This is a genomic window from Cupriavidus cauae (assembly GCF_026210475.1).
Taxonomy (GTDB): Bacteria; Pseudomonadota; Gammaproteobacteria; order Burkholderiales; family Burkholderiaceae; genus Cupriavidus; species Cupriavidus cauae.
In genome coordinates this window covers 1,521,963-1,541,642 of record NZ_CP080294.1, presented here as the reverse complement: position 1 = coordinate 1,541,642, position 19,680 = coordinate 1,521,963, and the positions used below count along the sequence as shown (strand labels likewise).

Below are 19,680 nucleotides of genomic sequence, written 5' to 3'. Positions count from 1 at the left end.
CTACCCCAGCCCTCCCCGTCCCCCGCTCCCCACCCAGCGCGCGATCGCGTCGATCGCCGCCGTGTCGAGCGGCCGCGAAGTATCCAGCGGGAAATGGCGCCGGTAGTAAGGGCTCAGGTCCAGATCGACGCCGAGCCCCATCACTTCGATGCGCCCCTGCGCCTCGTGGCGCGCCACCACGTCCTTCAGATGGTCGTCCAGCAGCCGCTCGCCGTTGGCCTGCGCGGTGGCACGGTCCATCGGGCTGCCGTCGGATACCACCACCAGCAGGCGGCGCGACTGCGGGCGGGACAGCAGGCGGGCGCAGGCCCAGTCGACCGCTTCGCCGTCGATCCCTTCGCGGAACAGGTCGGCCTTGAACAGCGCGGCGATGCCGGTTCGTGCGCGCCGCCAGCTGGTGTCGGCATCCTTGAACACCAGATGGCAGACCTCGTTCAGGCGGCCAGGCGATGGCGGGCGGCCCGCGGCCTGCCAGTCGCGCGCCACGCGGCCGCCGTTCCAGGCGCCGGTGGTGAAGCCGAGCACTTCGGTGACCAGGCCCGCAGCATCGGCCGCGCGGGTCATCACGTCGACCAGCAAGGCGATCTGGTCGATATGGGCCTTCATCGAGCCCGAGCAATCGATCAGGAAACTCAGTACCGCGTCTGTGCGCGGCTGCAGCCGCGGCTGGCGGAAAATGCGCGGCTGGCCGCCGGCGCAGGCCAGTTGCGCGAGCCGGCTGCGATCGAGCCGGCCCTCCTCTTCGCCGGACGACCAGCCGTCGGCGGCCGGTATCGCGAAGGCGGACGACAGCGTGCGCGCGATGCGGACCGGATTGATGCCGCCCTCGACGATGCGCCGGTCCAGGCGTTCGCGCCATGCCTGCAGCGAAGCCTGGCGCGCCAGCGTGGCGGCGCGCAGCTCGCGATCGTAGCGCGTGGTGAAGGCCGCGTAGCCCGGTGCAAGCGCACCGTCGGCGCCGGCGCGCGCGCCGCCGGGGCCGGCACCGGCTCCCTGCTGCAACGGCGCCTCGTCCTCGAAATCGAGCAGCAGCGAGAAGCCGTCGCGCACGGTCTCGGGCGATTCCCGCGCCTCGTCGTCGGCCAGGCCGGCCCGCCGCGCATCGTCGCGCAGCATCCCCGCCACCATCTCCGCCGCGGCACGCGCGTGTTCGGCAAAGGCGCGCTGGTCGGCGCGCGTGCGCCGCATGCCGGCCAGCGCGGTGCCCAGCGCCGGCACGATGGCGGCGCGCGTGGCCTCGATCAGGTCCTCGGTCTCCTCGATCACCGGCCGGCTCGACAGGCGCGACCAGACCACCTGCGCGACCGTGTAGATCAGGATGCCGAAACGCCCTTCGGTCAGCCCGGAGCGATGGAAGGCCAGCGACCATTGCGCGAAGCGCCGGTGCAGGTTGGCGGCCACGCCCGGCATGCCGGCGGGCAGATGGGTTTCGCAGCGCAGCTGCTCGAACAGTTCGAACAGCAGCCGCGCGACGGGATCGGCGGGACGCAGCGCGCGGTGCAAGGCCGCATCGCCATGCCGCAGGCGCAGCGCGACGGCGTCCGCGCTGCCGCGCAGGTCGGCGAAGGTATCGCGGGCGGCATCGGTCAGCAAGTGCGGGGCGTGCAACGGCAGCGGCCGTTGGCCGCGCCAAGGCCTGCCGGCGCGGTAATGCAGCGTGGCGTCTCCCGCCAGCGCACGCAGGGCCGCCGCGCACAAGGCCTCGCGCCGGCGCTGGGTCGAAGCAGGCAACGGTTGCTCCGGCCCCACCGCGGTCCCAGCCTCCGGCGGCGTTGCGGCCCCAACCTCCCGCGTCGCCGCGGCCGCAACCTTCGACGCCGCCGCGTGTTCGGCCTCCGGTATCGCCGGTGCCAACATCGTCAGGCCGCCGCGTCGCCGCAGGGCTCCAGCTCGGTGCCGAAGCCCCGCTGGAAATACTCGGCCACGATCGGCCGCTCGCCCGGCTCGCACTTGTTCAGGAAGCTGAGCCGGAACGCCAGCGCCGGATCGCGGAAGATCTGGCAGTTCTCGGCCCAGGCGATCACCGTGCGCGGCGACATCAGCGTCGACACGTCACCCGCGGCAAACCCCTCGCGCGTCAGCTGGGCGACGGCGACCATCGCGCCGACCAGCTCGCGTCCCGCCGCGTCGGCCAGCTCCGGCACGCGCGCCAGCACGATGTCGATCTCCGCCTCGCGCGGCAGATAGTCGAGCGTCGCCACCACGTTCCAGCGGTCGATCTGCGCGTGGTTCAGCAGATGGGTGCCGTGATACATGCCGGTCAGGTTGCCGAGCCCGACCGTATTGGCGGTCGCGAACAGCCGGAAGAACGGATGCGGCTGGATCACGCGGTTCTGGTCCAGCAGCGTGAAGCGGCCATCGCGCTCGAGCACGCGCTGGATCAAGAACATCACGTCCGGACGACCCGCGTCGTATTCGTCGAACACCAGCGCGATCGGCCGCTGCAGCGCCCACGGCACGATGCCCTCCTGGAATTCGGTGACCTGCTGGCCATCGCGCAGCACCACGGTGTCGCGCCCGACCAGGTCCATGCGCCCGATATGCCCATCCAGATTGACGCGCAGGCACGGCCAGTTCAGCCGCGCGGCCACCTGTTCGATATGGGTCGACTTGCCGGTGCCGTGCAGCCCCTGCACCAGCACGCGGCGATTGCGCACGAAGCCGGACAGGATCGCCAGCGTGACCTCCGGCTCGAAGCGGTAGCCCGGATCGATTTCCGGCACGTGGTCGTCGCGCACGCCGAAGGCCGGCACCCGCATCGCGCTGTCGATGCCGAACACATCACGCACCGACACCATGCGGTCCGGTTCCACGCTGGCAAGGTCGATCGTCACTTCGGTTCTCCTGGATGAGGCTCTATGAGGCTGGATAAGGCTGTATGAGGCCGGACAAGGCTGGAGGGATGTCCTTGAGGTCCCGGCTGTCCCGGGCGGCGCAGGCGCGCCATGGCTCCGGCGGTTCCATGGAGCCATCATAGCTCAGTCTCATTTTTAGACACAACACATTCCGAATAATGGATTTTCCTATTGACGATGCCTGCGGTCCGTCCTACATTTCAGCGAAACAACAGTTTTCGGTACATCACGTACCGTTTTACGATCACAACGATCCCAACCTACCGGAGACCGCAAGCATGTCCGACCACACCCCCACCGCCGGCCCGCAGGCCATGACGCCTTCCGAGGCCTTCGTCGAAACCCTCGCCGCCAACGGCGTCACCGACATGTTCGGCATCATGGGCTCGGCCTTCATGGATGCGATGGACATCTTCGCGCCGGCCGGCATCCGCCTGATCCCGGTGGTGCATGAGCAGGGCGCCGGCCACATGGCCGACGGCTATGCCCGCGTGTCGGGCCGCCACGGCGTCGTGATCGGCCAGAACGGTCCGGGCATCAGCAACTGCGTGACCGCGATTGCCGCGGCCTACTGGGCGCACAGCCCGGTGGTGATCGTCACGCCGGAGGCAGGCACCATGGGCATCGGCCTGGGCGGCTTCCAGGAAGCCAACCAGCTGCCGATGTTCCAGGAGTTCACCAAGTACCAAGGTCATGTCACCAACCCGGCGCGCATGGCCGAATTCACCGGCCGCTGCTTCGATCGCGCGATGGCCGAGATGGGTCCGACCCAGCTGAACATCCCGCGCGACTACTTCTACGGCCAGATCAAGGCCGAGATCCCGCAGCCGCGCCGGCTGGACCGCGGCCCCGGCGGCGAGCAGAGCCTGAACGAAGCGGCCGAGCTGCTGGCGCAGGCAAAGTTCCCGGTGATCATCTCCGGCGGCGGCGTGGTGATGGCCGACGGCGTCGAGGAATGCAAGGCGCTGGCCGAGCGGCTGGGCGCGCCGGTGGTCAACAGCTATCTGCACAACGATTCCTTCCCCGCCAGCCACCCGCTGTGGTGCGGCCCGCTGGGCTATCAGGGCTCGAAGGCGGCGATGAAGCTGATCTCGCGCGCCGACGTGGTGGTGGCGCTCGGTTCGCGCCTCGGACCGTTCGGCACGCTGCCGCAGCACGGCATGGACTACTGGCCGAAGACGGCCAAGATCATCCAGATCGACGCCGACCACAAGATGCTGGGCCTGGTGAAGAAGATCTCGGTCGGCATCTGCGGCGACGCCAAGGCGGCCGCCGTCGCGCTGACCGAACGCCTGGCCAACCGCACGCTGGCGTGCGACGCGACCCGCGCCGCGCGCGCCGACCAGATCGCCACCGAAAAGGCGGCCTGGGAGAAGGAACTGGACGAGTGGACGCACGAGCGCGACCCGTTCAGCCTGGACATGATCGAGGAGCAGAAGAACGAGCGCACGCCGAACGGCGGCTACTACCTGCATCCGCGCCAGGTGCTGCGCGAACTCGAGAAGGCCATGCCGGCCGACGTGATGGTGTCGACCGACATCGGCAACATCAACTCGGTGGCCAACAGCTATCTGCGCTTCGAAAAGCCGCGCAGCTTCTTCGCGGCAATGAGCTGGGGCAACTGCGGCTACGCCTTCCCCACCATCATCGGCGCCAAGGTCGCGGCACCGCACCGTCCGGCGATCTCGTACGCGGGTGACGGCGCCTGGGGCATGAGCCTGATGGAAACCATGACCTGCGTGCGCCACAACATTCCGGTCACCGCGGTCGTCTTCCACAACCGCCAGTGGGGCGCGGAGAAGAAGAACCAGGTGGACTTCTACAACCGCCGCTTCGTCGCCGGCGAGCTGGACAATCCGAGCTTCGCCGAGATCGCCCGCGCGATGGGCGCCGAAGGCATCGTGGTCGACCGGCTGGAAGACGTCGGCCCCGCGCTGAAGAAGGCCATCGACCTGCAGATGAACCACGGCAAGACCACCATCGTGGAAATCATGTGCACCCGCGAACTGGGCGATCCGTTCCGCCGCGATGCCTTGTCCAAGCCGGTCCGCCTGCTCGACAAGTACAAGGATTACGTATAACGGAAGCAAACGAGGCGCGCGGTGCGGCCCTGCCGCGCCGCGCGATCACGGCCTTCGGGGCCGCCGCAGCAATGCGGCCCCGGACAGACAAAACAAAGACAGCGAAGCCGTGACGACACCATCATGAGAAGCACTGGAGACAAAAATTGCTGGATAACCCCGAGGGCTCGCGCGGCCTCAAGCACAGCCTGAAACAGCGCCACATGACGATGATCGCGCTCGGCGGCGTGATCGGTGCCGGACTGTTCGTCGGCAGCGGCGTCGTCATCAAGTCGGCCGGCCCGGCGGCCGTCCTGTCCTTCCTGCTGACCGGCATGCTGGTGGTGCTGGTGATGCGGATGCTCGGCGAGATGGCCTGCGCGCTGCCCACCGTCGGCTCCTTCTACGAATACGCGCGCGAAGCGTGGCACGGCAAACCCGAGGCCGGCGCGCTCGCCAGCTTCCTGACCGGCTGGATGTACTGGTACTTCTGGGTCATCGTGGTCGCGCTCGAGGCCGTGGCCGGTGCCGACCTGATCCGCTACTGGCTGCCCGACGTGCCCTCCTGGGCCATCAGCCTGGTGCTGCTGGTGATGCTGACGCTGACCAACCTGTTCTCCGTCAAGTCCTTCGGCGAGTTCGAGTTCTGGTTCGCCTCGATCAAGGTGGCCGCGATCGTCGTGTTCCTGTTCCTGGCCGGCCTGTTCGTGCTCGGCATGTGGCCGGATACCGCGCCCAGCGTCGCCAACCTGACGGCGCACGGCGGCTTCGCGCCGAACGGCATCATGCCGGTGCTGACCGGCGCCGTCGCGGCGACGGGCTTCTACTTCGGCGCGGAAATCGTGACCATCGCCGCGGCCGAGACCGCGGAGCCGCAGAAGGCGGTCGCCAAGGCCACCCACTCGGTGATCACGCGCGTGCTGGTGTTCTATGTCGGCTCGGTGCTGCTGGTGGTGTGCCTGGTGCCGTGGAACTCGCCCGGCATCGCCACGCCGTATGTCAGCGCGCTCGACGCCATGGGCATCCGCGGCGCGGCGCAGGTGATGAACGCGGTGGTGCTGACCGCGGTGCTGTCAGCGCTGAACTCGGGCCTGTACGCCTCGTCGCGGATGATCTTCGCGCTGACGCGCCGCGGCGATGCCCCGGCCGGACTGGCCAAGCTGAACCGCAACGGCGTGCCGGTCCGTGCGATCCTGTTCTCGACGCTGTTCGGCTATGCCGCGGTCGTGATGTCTTACGTCTCGCCCGACACGGTGTTCGCCTTCCTGGTCAATTCGTACGGCACGGTGGCGATCTTCGTCTACATCCTGATCGCGGTATCGCAGCTGCGGCTGCGCGCGCGGCTCGAACGCGAGGCGCCGCACAAGCTGCGCGTGCGCATGTGGATGTATCCGTATCTGACCTATGTGGCGATCCTGGGCATGACCGGCATCGTGGTGGCGATGGCCTTCATTCCGGACCAGCGCAAGCCGCTGCTGCTCGGCGTGGTCAGCCTCGGCATCCTGCTGCTGGTCTATCTGGTCCGTCGGCAGTACCGCCGCGGCGCGGAGCGGCGCGAGAGCGAGATCGACCCGCACCAGCAGCATCTGGGCGACATGCCCCGCGCCCACGCGGTACGGCGCTGATCCCGTCGTCCCCGCGTCCGCCGGGGACGACAAGCCCACCGGGCCGGCAGCCGCTGGCCCAATCGATTCCATCCAACTGGCCCTACAGCGCGTCCCGGCGCTTCCCTATGCTGGGAACGTGCAAAGGACCGGGTCCGCTGCCGCGCGGACCGCAACAACATCGAGGAGATTCAAGTGGAGTACGCAAGCAAGCAGGCCGGCACCGAAGCGACCGCGGCCGACAGCAACCTGTCCGGACAGCAGGCCGGTGGCGCCAGCGGCGGCGTCACCGCCGCCACGCTGCAGGCCTTCAGCGATGCCTGGAACCGCCACGACATCGACGCGCTGATGTCCTTCATGACCGACGACTGCGTGTTCCACGCGGTGGCGGGCGGCGAACTGTTCGGCCGCACCTTCAGCGGCCGCGAGGCGGTGCGCGAGGGCTTCCAGCTGGCCTGGCAGACCTTCCCGGACGCTGCCTGGCTCGACGGCGAGCATTTCGTCTGCGGCGACCGCGGCGTCAGCGAATCGACCTTCCGCGGCACCAAGGCCGACGGCTCGCGCATCGAGGCGCGCATGGTCGACGTGTTCACCTTCCGCGACGGCAAGATCGCGGTCAAGAACGCCTATCGCAAGGACCGTCCCGCGCTGGCGGCCGGTTCGCGCGGCTGATCGAACGCGTCGCAACAGGAGCGCAGCGATGGAAGCCATTGCCGATATCACCGCCATCGGGCGGGAGAACGGGACGCCCGGCCAGTCGGGCGGGCAGTCTGGTGGACACACCGGGTCCACGGGCCCTTCCCGGCCCTACGATCCCGCCTACGACCCGCTGGTCGCGCCGACGCCCGGCCAGGGCCGCGACTACGCCCCGACCTACTGGATCGGCACCGCCGGCGAGCCCCCGCCCGACGACGGTCCGATCACGCACGACGTCGACGTCGATGTCGCGATCATCGGCTCGGGCTTCACCGGGCTGACCTGCGCGATCTTCCTGGCGCAGGAACACGGCATCAAGGCGACCGTGCTCGAGGCCAACCGCGTCAGCTGGGGCTGCAGCACGCGCAACGGCGGGCAGGCGCAATGCGCCTCGGGCCGGCTCAAGCGCTCGCAATGGATCCAGCGCTACGGCCTGGACGCCGCGCTGCGGCTGCACGAGGAAGTGTGCGCCGGCATGGAGACCTTCAAGACGCTGATCCGCGATATCGACTGCGATCCGCAGCCGGGCGGCCATCTGTACATCGCGCATCGTCCGGAGGCGATGCCGGCGCTGGAGAAGGAAGCCAGGCTGCTGCGCGAGGTGTTCCACTACGACGCCCGCATTCTCGATGCCGATACCGTCAAGCGCGAATACGTCGACGACAAGGAGGCGGCCGGCGCGATGCACGAGCCTGAAGGCATCGGCATCCATGCCGGCAAGCTGGCCTTCGGCTATCTGCGCCGCGCCCGCGCGCTGGGCGCCACCGTGCATCCGTCGAGCCCGGTGCTCGACTGGACCACGCGCGACGGCGTGCACTACCTGCGTACGCCGGGCGGCATCGTGCGGGCGCGCGCGGTCGGCGTCGCCACCGGCGGCTACACCTCGCAGAGCCTGCATCCCCATCTGAAGAACCGGCTGTTCCCGATCCTGTCGAACTCGATCGTGACGCGGCCGCTGACGCCCGACGAAATCGCGGCCTGCAATTTCCGCACGACGCAGGTGATCACCGACACCCGCATCCTGCGCCACTACTACCGGCTGATGCCGGACGGCCGCCTGCAGATCGGCAGCCGCAGCGCGATCACCGGCACCGACGCGCCGCGGCCCCAATACGAGCAGAAGCTGGTCGACGACATGGTGCGCAAGTTCCCGGCGCTCAAGGGCATTCCGATCGACTACTCGTGGTGGGGCTGGGTCGACGTCAGCCACGACATGATGCCGCGCATCTTCCAGCCCGATCCCGCGCAGACCCTCTATTACGCAATGGGCTACGGCGGCAACGGCGTCATGTACTCGGCCCAGGCGGGCCGCCGCATGGCGGCGATGATCGCGGGCAAGAACCCGGGGCCGGAGCTGCCGATCTTCCGTTCGGCGCTGCCCTTCCCCAATGTGCGCGAATGGGTCGAGTCCCCGGCGTTCGCACCGTTCCGGCGGCTGGGGCAGCGGTTCCTGTACCACTGGTATCACCTGAAGGACGACGTGCTGTAATCCGGCCGACGCCCTCTCCCGCCGTAACATGCCGCGTGCGGGAAAGGGCGTCGAAGCACCGGCTTTCCCTCATATCCCCTCCCCGCCCCTTGCCCGATAATGCTCCCCGACCCCAACACAAGATGGAGCGCGAACGGCATGGCCACGGCGGGCAAGGGAAACACGTTCTGGAATCGGCTGCTGCAATTGCCCGCCGATTCGGGCCTGAGCCTGCAGGCCCAGCTGCGCCAGCAGATCGTTTCCGCGATCCTGTCGCGGCAATTGCCCGAAGGCAGCGCGCTGCCCTCGAGCCGGGAACTCGCCGCGACGCTGGGCATCGCGCGCAATACCGTGATCCTGGCCTTCCAGCAGCTGGTCGACGAGCACTTCCTCGAGACACGGCCGCGGCGCGGCTACTTCGTCGTCGAACAACTGCCTAGCGTGGCGCGGCCGCCGTCCGTGAGCAACGCCGGCACCGCCGGCACGCCGGCCAGCACGGACGGCGGTAGCGAATCCCCCGGCCCCGACTGGAGCGAACGGCTGCCCGACATCAGCGGGCTGCGCGCGATCGTCAAGCCCAACGACTGGCAGAACTACCCCTACCCCTTCATCTATGGCCAGTTCGATCCGGCGCTGTTTCCGACCGCGGACTGGCGCGAATGCTCGCGCATGGCGCTGGCCGTGCTGGAGATCCGCGGCTGGGCCTCGGACCTGATCGACCGGGACGATCCGCTGCTGATCGAGCAGTTGCAGCGGCACGTGCTGCCGCGCCGCGGGGTCTGGGCCAATCCCGACGAGATCATGGTCACGCTGGGCGCCCAGCATGCGCTCTATCTGCTGGCCGATCTGCTGATGCGCGACGCGGTGGTCGGGCTGGAGGAGCCGGGCTACAGCGATGCGCGCGCGATCTTCGGCATGCGGGCACGCGAGGTCGTGCCGCTGCCGGTCGATGGCTACGGCCTGCGTCCCGAGGGCGAGCTGGCGCGCTGCGACTATGCCTTCGTTACGCCGAGCTACCAGTGCCCGACCACGGTGACGATGCCGCTGGACCGGCGCGAGGCGTTGCTGGCCGAGGCGCACCGACACGACGTGGTGCTGATCGAGGACGACTACGACACCGAGAATCCGGCGCTGACGCAGCCGATCCCCGCGCTGAAAAGCCTGGACCGCGAGGGCCGCGTGATCTATGTCGGCAGCCTGTCGAAGTCGTTCGTGCCCGGCATCCGGCTCGGCTATATCGTCGCGCCCAGCACGGTGATCCGCCAGGCGCGGGCGCTGCGGCGCTACATGCTGCGGCACCCGCCGGCCAACAACCAGCGTGCCACCGCCCTGTTCATCTCGCTGGGCCACCACGACGCGCTGCTGCGGCGCGTGGCGCCGATCTTCCAGCGCCGCGCGGCCGTGCTGTGCGACATGCTGGCGCGGCATCTGCCGCAATGCCGCGTACAGAATTCGCCGGGGGCGTCGTCCTTCTGGGTCGAAGGGCCGCCGGGACTCGACGCACGCAAGCTCGGCGATGTCGCGCTGCGGCATGGCGTGATCATCGAGCCGGGCGATGTGTTCTTTGCGGCCGACGGGCCATCTCCGCACTTCCGCCTGGGCTACACGGGGATTGCCGAGGAACGGATCGAGGAAGGCGTGCGGCTTCTGGCCCAGCTGATCGAGCACGAGCGGCGGCGCTGAGGCGCGGGGGGTTCCTGCGTTTCCCCTCGCCTTGCCTCCGCGGCGGGCTCCGCGCCCATCACTTCCCGACCCGTACCTAGGGCAAGTCCCGATGCCACGGCTCCCGGATTGTCCTCGCGGGGACAATCTGCGTCGTCACCGGCGTCTATGCTTTCTTCGGACCGCCCCCAAGCAGCAGCAACCGCAGCAACCGCAGCAGCCGCTCGAGTTTGCGCCAGACCGGTGTCGAGGGGCAGGTCGCGCCCGTCCTGGCCGGACTCCACGACATCGAAGGAGACGACATGGCACCGACTTTGGCATTTCATTGGCACCGTATTGCCCTGACTGCTGTCACAGTGGCCGTGCTGGCCGCGTGCGGGGACAGCGACGACGATCACAAACCCCGGCCTTCGGCCAACGCCGCGCAGGCGTGCGCGGAGCTGGCCGGCAAGACCGTCGCCGGCGCGACCGTCACGGCGGCGGCGACCGTCGCGGCAAGCGGGCCGCAACCGCTCTTCTGCAAGGTCAACGCGACCATCGCGCCGCAACTGAACCTGGAGCTGCGGCTTCCGGATCGGTGGAACGGCAAGCTGTATTACGGTGGCGGCGGCGGTTACAACGGATCGATCCCGGGCATCGACGTGCCGACCAACCTGACCGCGCTGAAACAGGGCTACGCCACCGTCAACAGCGACTCCGGCCATACCGGCAACGGGCTGTCGGCCGACTTTGCCCTCGACGATCCGCACGCCGCCGCGCTCTTCGGCCATCAGTCGGTGCCGACGGTGATGTCCTCCGCGCGCGAGATGCTTCGGACCGCCTATGGCAAGGCACCGGAACGCTCCTACTTCGAGGGCTGCTCCAATGGCGGCCGCGAGGCACTGATGGCGGCGCAGCGCAATCCGGACCTGTTCGACGGCATCATCGCCCGCGCGCCGGCCTACAACTGGGTCGGCTTCATGGGCGCATTCAATCGCAATGCCAAGGCACTGGCCGCCCCGGGCGGCATGTTCACCACCGCAAAGACCAATCTGCTGGCGAAGGCGGTGCGCGATGCCTGCGATGCGCAGGATGGCATCACCGACGGCGTGGTATCGAATCCGCTGTCGTGCAGCTTCGATCCGGCGGTACTTCGCTGCTCCGGCGGCACGGACGCGGGTGACGCCTGCCTGTCGGACGCGCAGCTGGCGGTGGTGCAGTCGTGGACCACGCCGGCGGTGTGGGCCAACGGCGCCTATTCCAATGCGGGCTGGGCGCTGACCGGCAACGAGGACGATCCGGGCGCCTGGGGCCTATGGCTGACGGGCAACGGCAACCTGAACATGGCGCTGCAGTTCCTGTTCCAGGACACGACGGTCAAGAACTATCTGGCACGCGACCGCTCGCAGAACTCGCTGACCTATACCTGGGACAGCAATGTCGCCGCGCTGGCCAACCTGGCGAATCTGAACGACGCGACCAACATCGACCTGCGGCCATTGAAGAACAGCGACGCCAAGCTGATCCTCTGGCACGGCACCAACGACTCGGCGCTCAGCTTCAAGGCCACCAACGCCTATTACCAGGGGATGGTCGGCGCGGTCGGCGGTCAGGCATCGGCCGACGAGTTCGTGCGCTACTACCTGGCGCCTGGCGTCAATCATTGCGCCGGCGGACCGGGCGCGGATCAGACCGACCTGTTGGCGGCGCTCGATACCTGGGTCACCAGGGGCACCGCGCCGGGCACGCTGACGGCCACGAAGGAGACCAACGGCGCCACCGCGTTCTCGCGTCCGCTGTGCCGCTATCCGCAATATCCGCGCTATACGGGACCGGCAAACGACGCGGCGGCCGCGGCGCAGGCGTCGAACTACACCTGCACCGCGCCGTAAGTTCCGAGGCAACGCGGGCGCTACTGCACCGTAGCGCCCGCCTGGGTCCCGCCCGTCATCCCGCCCAACGCTGCCGCGGGATTCCAGGTAAAGAACCGCATCCACGCATCGAGCCAGCGCCCCTGCATGTCGGCGCCGATCTCCCAGGCGGTCTGCCCGTATCTGCTCGCCATTGCCAGCGCCGGCGCGGGCGCGGTGATCTGCTGCGCAAGGCGCTCGTCGGGGTCCCACTTCCAGATCCACGAGGTCCACTGGAAGCCGGCCTCCTCCATCAGCGCCCCATAGAAGCTCCAGCCGAGCGCGGCCAGCTTCAGGTAGTCGCGCGCCAGCATGGTGGAAGCGTCGGGCACTTCGGTGACCGCGGGAATCGGCCGCTGCGCGGCCAACGACTCGCTGGTCACATCGGTCACATCGGTCACATCCGTGACATCGGTCATCGGATTCGCGCGTGGTGCTTTGCTCTTCATCGTCATGCTCCCTGGAAGTCGCCGGACGGCGGTGGAAAAGAAGCCGATCGTTACGCAAGATCGTTGCCAGCGGCGGCGTGCCGTTAGCGTCGTGCGGCGGCGTCGCGCACGCGCATGGAGCATTTACACGGCGTGTACGCGGGCCCATGCACGATCTTCCAGCGGCGCAAAGGCAGGCAAAACGACGTGATCGACAGCACGCGGGAATCGCGGCCGCCATCGGTGGCACGGTCGATGCGTGACACAAGCGAAACACGAAACACGACATGCGCCACACGCGCCGCGCCCCGATCCCGCCATGCATCCCCCTCTCTTCAACGGCGCCGAACACCAGCCCGAACGCTACCGGCAGCGCATGGTCGAGCTGCAGATCGCCGCACGCGGCATCCGCGACCCCGCGGTACTGGCGGCCATGCGCGCGGTGCCGCGCGAGCGCTTCGTGCCCGACGCGCTGCGGCAATCGGCCTACGACGACGCGCCGCTGTCGATCGGGTCGGGCCAGACCATCTCGCAGCCCTATATCGTCGCCCGCATGGTCGAGGCCGCGCGGCTGCATCCCGCCTCGCGCGTGCTGGAGATCGGCACCGGCTCGGGCTATGCGGCCGCGGTGATGGCGCGCATCGCGGCCCACGTCATCACGCTGGAACGCTGGCGGCGGCTGGCCGAACGTGCCAGCGACGTGCTGCGCGCGCTCGGCTTCGATAACGTCGAGATCCACCTGGCCGACGGCACCGCCGGCTGGGAAGCGGGCGCGCCTTACGACGCCATCGTTTCCGCCGCGGCCAGCCCCGACATCCCCGCCGCGTGGCTGGCGCAGCTTGCGCCGGGCGGCACGCTGGTGATGCCGCATGGCCATCCCGGCCACGCGCAGCGGCTGCTGCGCATCGGCAAGCGTGCGGACGGCACGTTGGAGCGCGAGGACCTCGCCGGCGTGGCCTTCGTGCCGCTGGTCGCGCGCACGGCCGAGGAAGCGGGCAACGAGAATGCCGGCGATTGAGGACCATCGACTCCAGCATCATCGAATCGAGAACCCCGCATCGATCTACGACCATCGATCTACGACCATCGATCGGGGACCATCGACCGAAAACCATCGACGAACTCCCGGAGGACCGCCATGACCAGCGCACTGCACGATCCCATCACCGGCCAGGTGCTCGCCGATACCGATATCGTCGAATGCATCGCCGAGGCGGCCGAACGGCTGCCGGCGATCGACGATCCGGCGTTTGCCGCGGCGGTGGACCGGTTTGCCGACTGCCGCGTGGTATTGCTCGGCGAATCGACGCACGGCACCGCGCAGTTCTACGATGCGCGCGCGGCCTTCACGCGACGGCTGATCGAGCGGCACGGCTTTCGCATCGTGGCGGTCGAGGCAGACTGGCCCGATGCTGCCGCAATCGACCGCTATGTCCGCCAGCTGCCCGCGGCCGAACATCAGGAACCGCCGTTCCGGCGCTTCCCGACCTGGATGTGGCGCAACACGTCGGTGGAGGCGCTGATCGAATGGATGCGGGGCTACAACGCCGATCGCGCGCCGGACCAGCGCGCGGGCTTCTTCGGCCTCGACATCTACAGCCTGGGCAGCTCGATCTCGACCGTGCTGGGCTATCTGAACCGCGTCGATCCCGACGGCGCGCGCGAGGCGCGTGAACGCTACGGCTGCCTGCTGCCGTGGCGCGAGGACCCGTCGCGCTACGGCCGCGCGGTGCTGAGCGGCCGCGCGCGCGATTGCGAGGACGAAGTCATCGCCCAGTTGCAGGCGCTGCTGGAAAGACAGCTTGACTACGCCCTGCGCGGGCGCGAGCCCTTCTTCGACGCCGCGCAGAACGCGCATCTGGTGGCCTCTGCCGAGCAGTACTACCGGCTGATGTACTACGGCGGGCCTGAAAGCTGGAACCTGCGCGACACCCATATGTTCGACACGCTGACGCGGCTGCTGGACACCTATGCGCCGGGCGCGAAGGCGGTGGTATGGGCGCACAACTCGCATATCGGCGATGCGGATGCGACGGCGATGGGCCGCGACCATGGCGAGATCAATATCGGCCGGCTGTGCCGCGCGCGCTTCGGCAAGGAGGCGGCGCTGATCGGCTTTTCGACGTCGCGCGGCACCGTGGCGGCGGCGTCCGACTGGGACGGGCCGATGCAGGTGATGGACGTCGTGCCCGCGCGCGCCGACAGCTACGAGGCGCTGTTCCAGCGCACCGGCATCGACCGCTGCTTCATTGACCTGCGCGAAGGCGTCCACGAGCAGGCGCGCGCGCTGCTGACAGTGCCGCGGCAGGAACGCTTCATCGGCGTGGTCTACCGGCCCGATACCGAGTTCGCCAGCCACTATGCGTTCGCCTGCCTGCCGCAGCAGTTCGATGCGCTGGCATGGTTCGACCGCAGCGACGCCGTCAAGGCCTTGGCCACCGCGGCGCGCACCGGCATGCCGGACACCTACCCGTTCGGCCTGTAGGCCGGCTCGGACCGACGTCGGCGCCCGGTGCGGGGCGCGGCTTAGAATGCGGCACCGGGCTTGCAATGCAATACATTGCCTCGCATGGCCCGAACCGACCGACCCGCCAGAGAGAACCCGGTGCGCTACGAATTGACGGACCTTCGGCTGTTCCAGGCCATCGCCGAATCGCAAAACCTGTCCGGCGGCGCCGCCGCCATCCATATCACCGCATCGGCGGCCAGCTATCGGCTCAAGAACCTCGAGCTGGCGCTGGGCACGCCGTTGTTCGTGCGCGCGGCACGCGGCATGGAGCTGACCGCAGCCGGCACCGCGCTGCTCGGCCACGTGCGCGAACTGCTGCGCGGCCTGGAGCGGATGCACGGCGAGCTGGGGCGGTTTTCCGCGGGGTTGAAGGGCAATATCCGGCTGATCGCCAACAGCAGTTCGCTGAACGGCTTCATTCTGCCGAGCGTCAGCCGCTTCCTGAATGCCCATCCCGAGGTCAATATCGACCTGGAGGAACGGGCCAGCCGCGAGATCGCGGCCGCCATCGCCGCGGGCGAGGCCGACGTTGGCGTGCTCGCCGGCGAGGTCGAGACGCAAGGCGTGCGCTGGATGCCGTACGCGGTCGACGAGCTGATCCTGGCCGTGCCGGCCGACCACCCGCTGACGCGCGAGGCGCAGGCGCAGCCCGGCGGCGTGCGCTTCGGTGCGGCGCTGGAGCACGACTTCGTCTGCCCGGGCCGCGATACCAGCAATGTCGTGTTCCTGCGCGATACCGCGCACCGGCTGGGACGAACGCCGAATATCCGCCTGCATGCGCCGACCTTCGACGCGGTGCTGGCGCTGGTCGAAGCGGGCGTGGGGCTGGCGCTGGTGCCGCGCAGCGTCGCCGCGGCCTCGCTGCGCGACGGCCGCGTGGTCGGGGTACGTCTCGCCGAGGAGTGGGCGCGCCGCCAGCTGAATCTGGTGCTGCCGGCGGCGGGCAAGCTGCCCGCCTTCGCCGAGGCCTTTGCCGAGTTCCTGCTGGGCGATCCGCATGTGGCCGCGACGCGCGACGCGCTCCCGTGACCGCGCCCCGCCGTACCGTTGAATTGCCGCGAACGGTGACTTGAAGACATTCGACTGGTTGGCCGAGGGGCGCAAAAATATACTGCTCCGCGATCGAATCGACGCGGAGACCCCATGCTGCACAAGGCCCTGTCCGGCATCAAGGTGCTGGACCTGTCCCGAATCCTGGCCGGGCCCTGGTGTACCCAGAATCTGGCCGACCTCGGTGCCGAGGTCACCAAGATCGAGCATCCCGAGCGCGGCGACGATACGCGCGGCTGGGGCCCGCCCTACCTGCAATCGGCCGACGGCGGCGAGCGGATGTCCGCCTACTTCGCCTGCTGCAACCGCGGCAAGCGCTCGCTGGCGATCGACTTCACCACCCCGGAAGGCAAGGCCGCCATCCTGGCGCTGGCCGACGAGGCCGACGTGCTGGTCGAGAACTTCAAGGCCGGCACGCTGCGGCGTTACGGGCTTGACTATGCGAGCCTGCAGGCGCGCAATCCGCGGCTGGTCTACCTGTCGATCACCGGCTTCGGCCAGAGCGGCCCGATGGCCGACAAGCCCGGCTACGACTACGTGTTCCAGGGCATGGGCGGGCTGATGAGCTATACCGGCCAGCCCGATGGCGAGCCCGGTGAGGGACCGCTGCGCACCGGCGTCGCGGTCGTCGACCTGAGCACCGGCATGTATGCGACCTCGGCGGTGCTGGCCGCGCTGTTCCAGCGCCAGGCCAGCGGCGTGGGCCAGCATCTGGACATCGCGCTGCTCGATGTCGCGGTCGCGCTCAATGCGAATCAGGGCGCCAACTATCTGTTCTCCGGGCGCAATCCGCCGCGCAGCGGCAACGCGCATCCGAACTGCGCGCCCTACGAGGTGTTCCGCTGCGCCGACGGACATCTGATCCTGGCAATCGGCAACGATGCGCAGTTCGCGCGCTTCTGCGAGGTGGCCGGCCTCTCCGACCTGCCGGCCGATGCTCGGTATCGCACCAACAGCGCGCGCATCGCCAATCTGCCGGCGTTGCGGGCATTGCTGGCGCAGGTATTCGCGACCCGCTCGCGCCAGCAGTGGACCGATGCCTTCGATGCGGCCGGCGTGCCATGGGGGCCGATCCACTCGATCGAGGAGGTCTTCGCCCATCCGCAGGTCCGGCATCGCGGCCTGCTGCAACACGCCGAGCATCCGACGCTCGGCCGCATTCCGATGGTGCGCAATCCGATGCTGCCCGACTCGCCCGCCGCCGCGCTCGCTCCCCCGCCGCTGTTGGGCGAGCACGGCGCGTGACGCTTTGCCATACGAGCGCCCACGACCGGCCACGAACACCTGCGAACACCGACGAAGAACCACGAACAACCACCAAGACCACGCAGACCACGAAGACCACGAGGAGACACCCTTGAAACATCCGCATCGCGCCACCGTGCGCAAATCCCGCCAGCTGATCGCCGCGGTGGCCGCTACCGCCGCCACGGCCGCCATCGCCACCATCGCAAATCCCGCGCATGCCGACAGCTATCCGAGCAAGCCGATCAAGCTGATCGTCCCCTACGCGGCCGGCGGTACCACCGACATCCTGGCCCGCATCGTCGGCACCAAAATGGGCGCCATCCTGGCGCAACCGGTGGTCGTCGAAAACCGCCCGGGCGCCGGCGGCGCGGTCGGCAGCGCCTATGCGGCCAAGCAGCCGGCCGACGGCTACACGCTGGTGATGGAGGTCGAGAGCTCGCACGCCGTCAATCCCAACGTCTACGTGAAGACGCCGTACGACCCGGTCAAGGACTTCGCGCCGATCAGCAACCTCGCCGACGTGCCCAATGTGCTGGTGGTCAATCCGTCGTTCCCGGCCACCGACCTCGCATCCTTCATCAAGCTGCTGAAGGCGAATCCCGGCAAGTACTCGTTCGGCTCTTCGGGCAATGGCGGCCTGAGCCATATGAACGGCGAGCTGTTCATGAGCGAGACCGACACGCGCATGCTGCATGTTCCGTACAAGGGCCTGGGGCCGGCGCTGAACGATGCGGTGGCGGGGCAGATCCAGGTGGTGTTCGACAATATCCCGTCTTCGTCGGGCCTGATCCAGGGCAAGCGCCTGAAGCCGCTGGCGGTGGCCGCCAGGCAGCGCCTGAAGCTGCTGCCCGATGTGCCGACCTACGCGGAAGCGGGCCTGCCGGCGATGAACAATCCGTCGTGGTTCGGCCTCGGCGCGCCCGCCGGCACGCCCGACGCGATCCTGGACAAGCTCAACGACGCGGTGCGCCAGGCGCTGGCCGATCCCGAGGTCATCGCCGCGATCGAGAAGCAGGGTGCGATTCCGGCGTGGACCTCGCGCAAGGCCTTCGCCGACCTGATCCGCAACCAAAACCAGCACTGGAAGCGCGTCGTCGACAAGATCCAGTTCGCCAAACTGCAGTGAGGACTTCATGAGCGCTCCCGCCAATCCGCCGACGACTACGCCCGCCTATACGCCGACCAATACGCCCGCCTATACGCCGACCAATACGCCCGCCTATACGCCGACCAATACGCCGACAAATACGCCGACGAATACGCCGACAAATACGCCGACCGATGGGCCCACCAATCCGCCGGCCAATCCCTCCGGCGATACGAACGCCCATCCGGGCCGCCACGCCGCCGTCGCCATCGACGAGCGCGGCATTGCCACCCTGACCATCAGCAACGCCGGCTCGCTCAACATCCTCGGCACGCCGGTGATCGCCGCGCTGACCGACGCGGTACGCGGGCTCGCCGCCGATCCGCAGGTGCGCGTGCTGATCCTGCGCGGCACCGGCGACAAGGGCTTCATCGGCGGCGCGGACATCAAGGAGATGGTCGCGCTGACGCGGGACTCCGCCGAACGCTTCATCGGCGGCCTGCGCGAACTGTGCGATGCCGTGCGCCACTGCCCGGTGCCGGTGATCGCGCGCATGCCGGGCTGGTGCCTGGGCGGCGGACTGGAGCTGGCGCTGGCGTGCGACCTGCGGATCGCCGCCGACAACGCCAACCTCGGCATGCCCGAAGTCAAGGTCGGCATTCCGTCGGTGATCCACGCCGCGCTGATGCCGCGCCTGATCGGCAATGCCCGCACGGCATGGATGCTGCTGACCGGCGAGCTGTGCGACGCCGCGCAAGCGCTGTCGTGGGGCCTGGTCCATCGCGTGGTGCCGCTGGCCGAGCTCGACGCCGAAGTCGAGCGGGTCGCGCAACTGCTGGCCGGCTTCGGCCCGACGGTGGTGCGCCAGCAGAAGCGGCTGCTGCGCGAATGGGAAGAGCAACCGGTCGATACGGCGATCGCCAACAGCGTCGCCGAATTCGGCAGCGCCTTCGATACCGGCGAGCCGCAGCGCTATATGGCGGAATTCGTCAATCGCAAGCGATCCTGATACTGCCATCCGCTTGAATTGCCTCGAATTACCTCGAATTGCCTTGAAACGCCGGCCTGTCCGGCGTTTTTTTATTACCGTTGTTTGCAATCCGGGATTCCAAAAAATCGTACAA

The 19,680-nt window shown here is 68.6% G+C and carries 15 protein-coding genes; 12 read left to right on the top strand and 3 right to left on the bottom strand.

Features of this window, described 5'->3' with window-relative positions:
- A complete protein-coding gene (locus KZ686_RS22105; protein ID WP_265633686.1) occupies positions 1 to 1,731 on the bottom strand; it encodes a cobaltochelatase CobT-related protein in 1,731 nt (576 codons plus the stop codon).
- Positions 1,732 to 1,859: 128 nt separating this feature from the next.
- Positions 1,860 to 2,798, bottom strand: coding sequence for an AAA family ATPase (locus KZ686_RS22100; protein ID WP_265635366.1), 939 nt, complete (start codon positions 2,796 to 2,798; stop codon positions 1,860 to 1,862).
- A gap of 335 nt (positions 2,799 to 3,133) precedes the next feature.
- On the opposite strand from KZ686_RS22100, the gene xsc reads away from it, so the two are divergent.
- From xsc to KZ686_RS22070, 6 genes are all read left to right on the top strand, one after another.
- Entirely contained in the window at positions 3,134 to 4,936 is a 1,803-nt protein-coding gene (gene xsc / locus KZ686_RS22095) for a sulfoacetaldehyde acetyltransferase (RefSeq protein ID WP_187829069.1), read from the top strand.
- Between the two features lie 203 nt (positions 4,937 to 5,139).
- Positions 5,140 to 6,540: an amino acid permease gene (locus KZ686_RS22090; RefSeq protein WP_265635364.1), complete on the top strand. Its 1,401-nt coding sequence runs from the start codon at positions 5,140 to 5,142 to the stop codon at positions 6,538 to 6,540.
- Between the two features lie 228 nt (positions 6,541 to 6,768).
- Positions 6,769 to 7,191 (top strand): nuclear transport factor 2 family protein, encoded by a 423-nt coding sequence (locus tag KZ686_RS22085; protein ID WP_149316512.1) that lies wholly within the window; start codon positions 6,769 to 6,771, stop codon positions 7,189 to 7,191.
- Positions 7,192 to 7,219: 28 nt separating this feature from the next.
- On the top strand, positions 7,220 to 8,704 hold the full coding sequence (locus KZ686_RS22080; protein WP_223819502.1) for an NAD(P)/FAD-dependent oxidoreductase: 1,485 nt from the start codon (positions 7,220 to 7,222) through the stop codon (positions 8,702 to 8,704).
- A gap of 138 nt (positions 8,705 to 8,842) precedes the next feature.
- Positions 8,843 to 10,366, top strand: coding sequence for a MocR-like pyridoxine biosynthesis transcription factor PdxR (gene pdxR / locus KZ686_RS22075; protein ID WP_265633685.1), 1,524 nt, complete (start codon positions 8,843 to 8,845; stop codon positions 10,364 to 10,366).
- A gap of 281 nt (positions 10,367 to 10,647) precedes the next feature.
- Positions 10,648 to 12,216: a tannase/feruloyl esterase family alpha/beta hydrolase gene (locus KZ686_RS22070; protein ID WP_265633683.1), complete on the top strand. Its 1,569-nt coding sequence runs from the start codon at positions 10,648 to 10,650 to the stop codon at positions 12,214 to 12,216.
- Between the two features lie 20 nt (positions 12,217 to 12,236).
- Here KZ686_RS22070 and KZ686_RS22065 read toward each other — a convergent pair whose 3' ends face one another.
- On the bottom strand, positions 12,237 to 12,683 hold the full coding sequence (locus KZ686_RS22065) for a hypothetical protein (RefSeq protein WP_265633681.1): 447 nt from the start codon (positions 12,681 to 12,683) through the stop codon (positions 12,237 to 12,239).
- A gap of 298 nt (positions 12,684 to 12,981) precedes the next feature.
- Between KZ686_RS22065 and KZ686_RS22060 the strand changes: the two genes are divergently transcribed.
- The 6 genes from KZ686_RS22060 to KZ686_RS22035 all read left to right on the top strand — a co-directional run bounded on the left by KZ686_RS22060 (position 12,982) and on the right by KZ686_RS22035 (position 19,565).
- On the top strand, positions 12,982 to 13,680 hold the full coding sequence (locus tag KZ686_RS22060; RefSeq protein WP_265633680.1) for a protein-L-isoaspartate(D-aspartate) O-methyltransferase: 699 nt from the start codon (positions 12,982 to 12,984) through the stop codon (positions 13,678 to 13,680).
- A gap of 120 nt (positions 13,681 to 13,800) precedes the next feature.
- Positions 13,801 to 15,147: an erythromycin esterase family protein gene (locus KZ686_RS22055; protein ID WP_265633679.1), complete on the top strand. Its 1,347-nt coding sequence runs from the start codon at positions 13,801 to 13,803 to the stop codon at positions 15,145 to 15,147.
- Positions 15,148 to 15,267: 120 nt separating this feature from the next.
- Positions 15,268 to 16,200 (top strand): LysR family transcriptional regulator, encoded by a 933-nt coding sequence (locus KZ686_RS22050; protein ID WP_265635362.1) that lies wholly within the window; start codon positions 15,268 to 15,270, stop codon positions 16,198 to 16,200.
- A gap of 114 nt (positions 16,201 to 16,314) precedes the next feature.
- Positions 16,315 to 17,466 carry a CaiB/BaiF CoA transferase family protein gene (locus tag KZ686_RS22045; RefSeq protein ID WP_149316270.1) on the top strand — a complete coding sequence of 384 codons (1,152 nt, stop codon included), beginning with the start codon at positions 16,315 to 16,317 and terminating at the stop codon, positions 17,464 to 17,466.
- Positions 17,467 to 17,659: 193 nt separating this feature from the next.
- Positions 17,660 to 18,595: a Bug family tripartite tricarboxylate transporter substrate binding protein gene (locus KZ686_RS22040; protein WP_407648626.1), complete on the top strand. Its 936-nt coding sequence runs from the start codon at positions 17,660 to 17,662 to the stop codon at positions 18,593 to 18,595.
- Positions 18,596 to 18,602: 7 nt separating this feature from the next.
- Positions 18,603 to 19,565: an enoyl-CoA hydratase gene (locus KZ686_RS22035; protein ID WP_265633678.1), complete on the top strand. Its 963-nt coding sequence runs from the start codon at positions 18,603 to 18,605 to the stop codon at positions 19,563 to 19,565.
- The last annotated feature ends 115 nt before the right edge of the window (positions 19,566 to 19,680 follow it).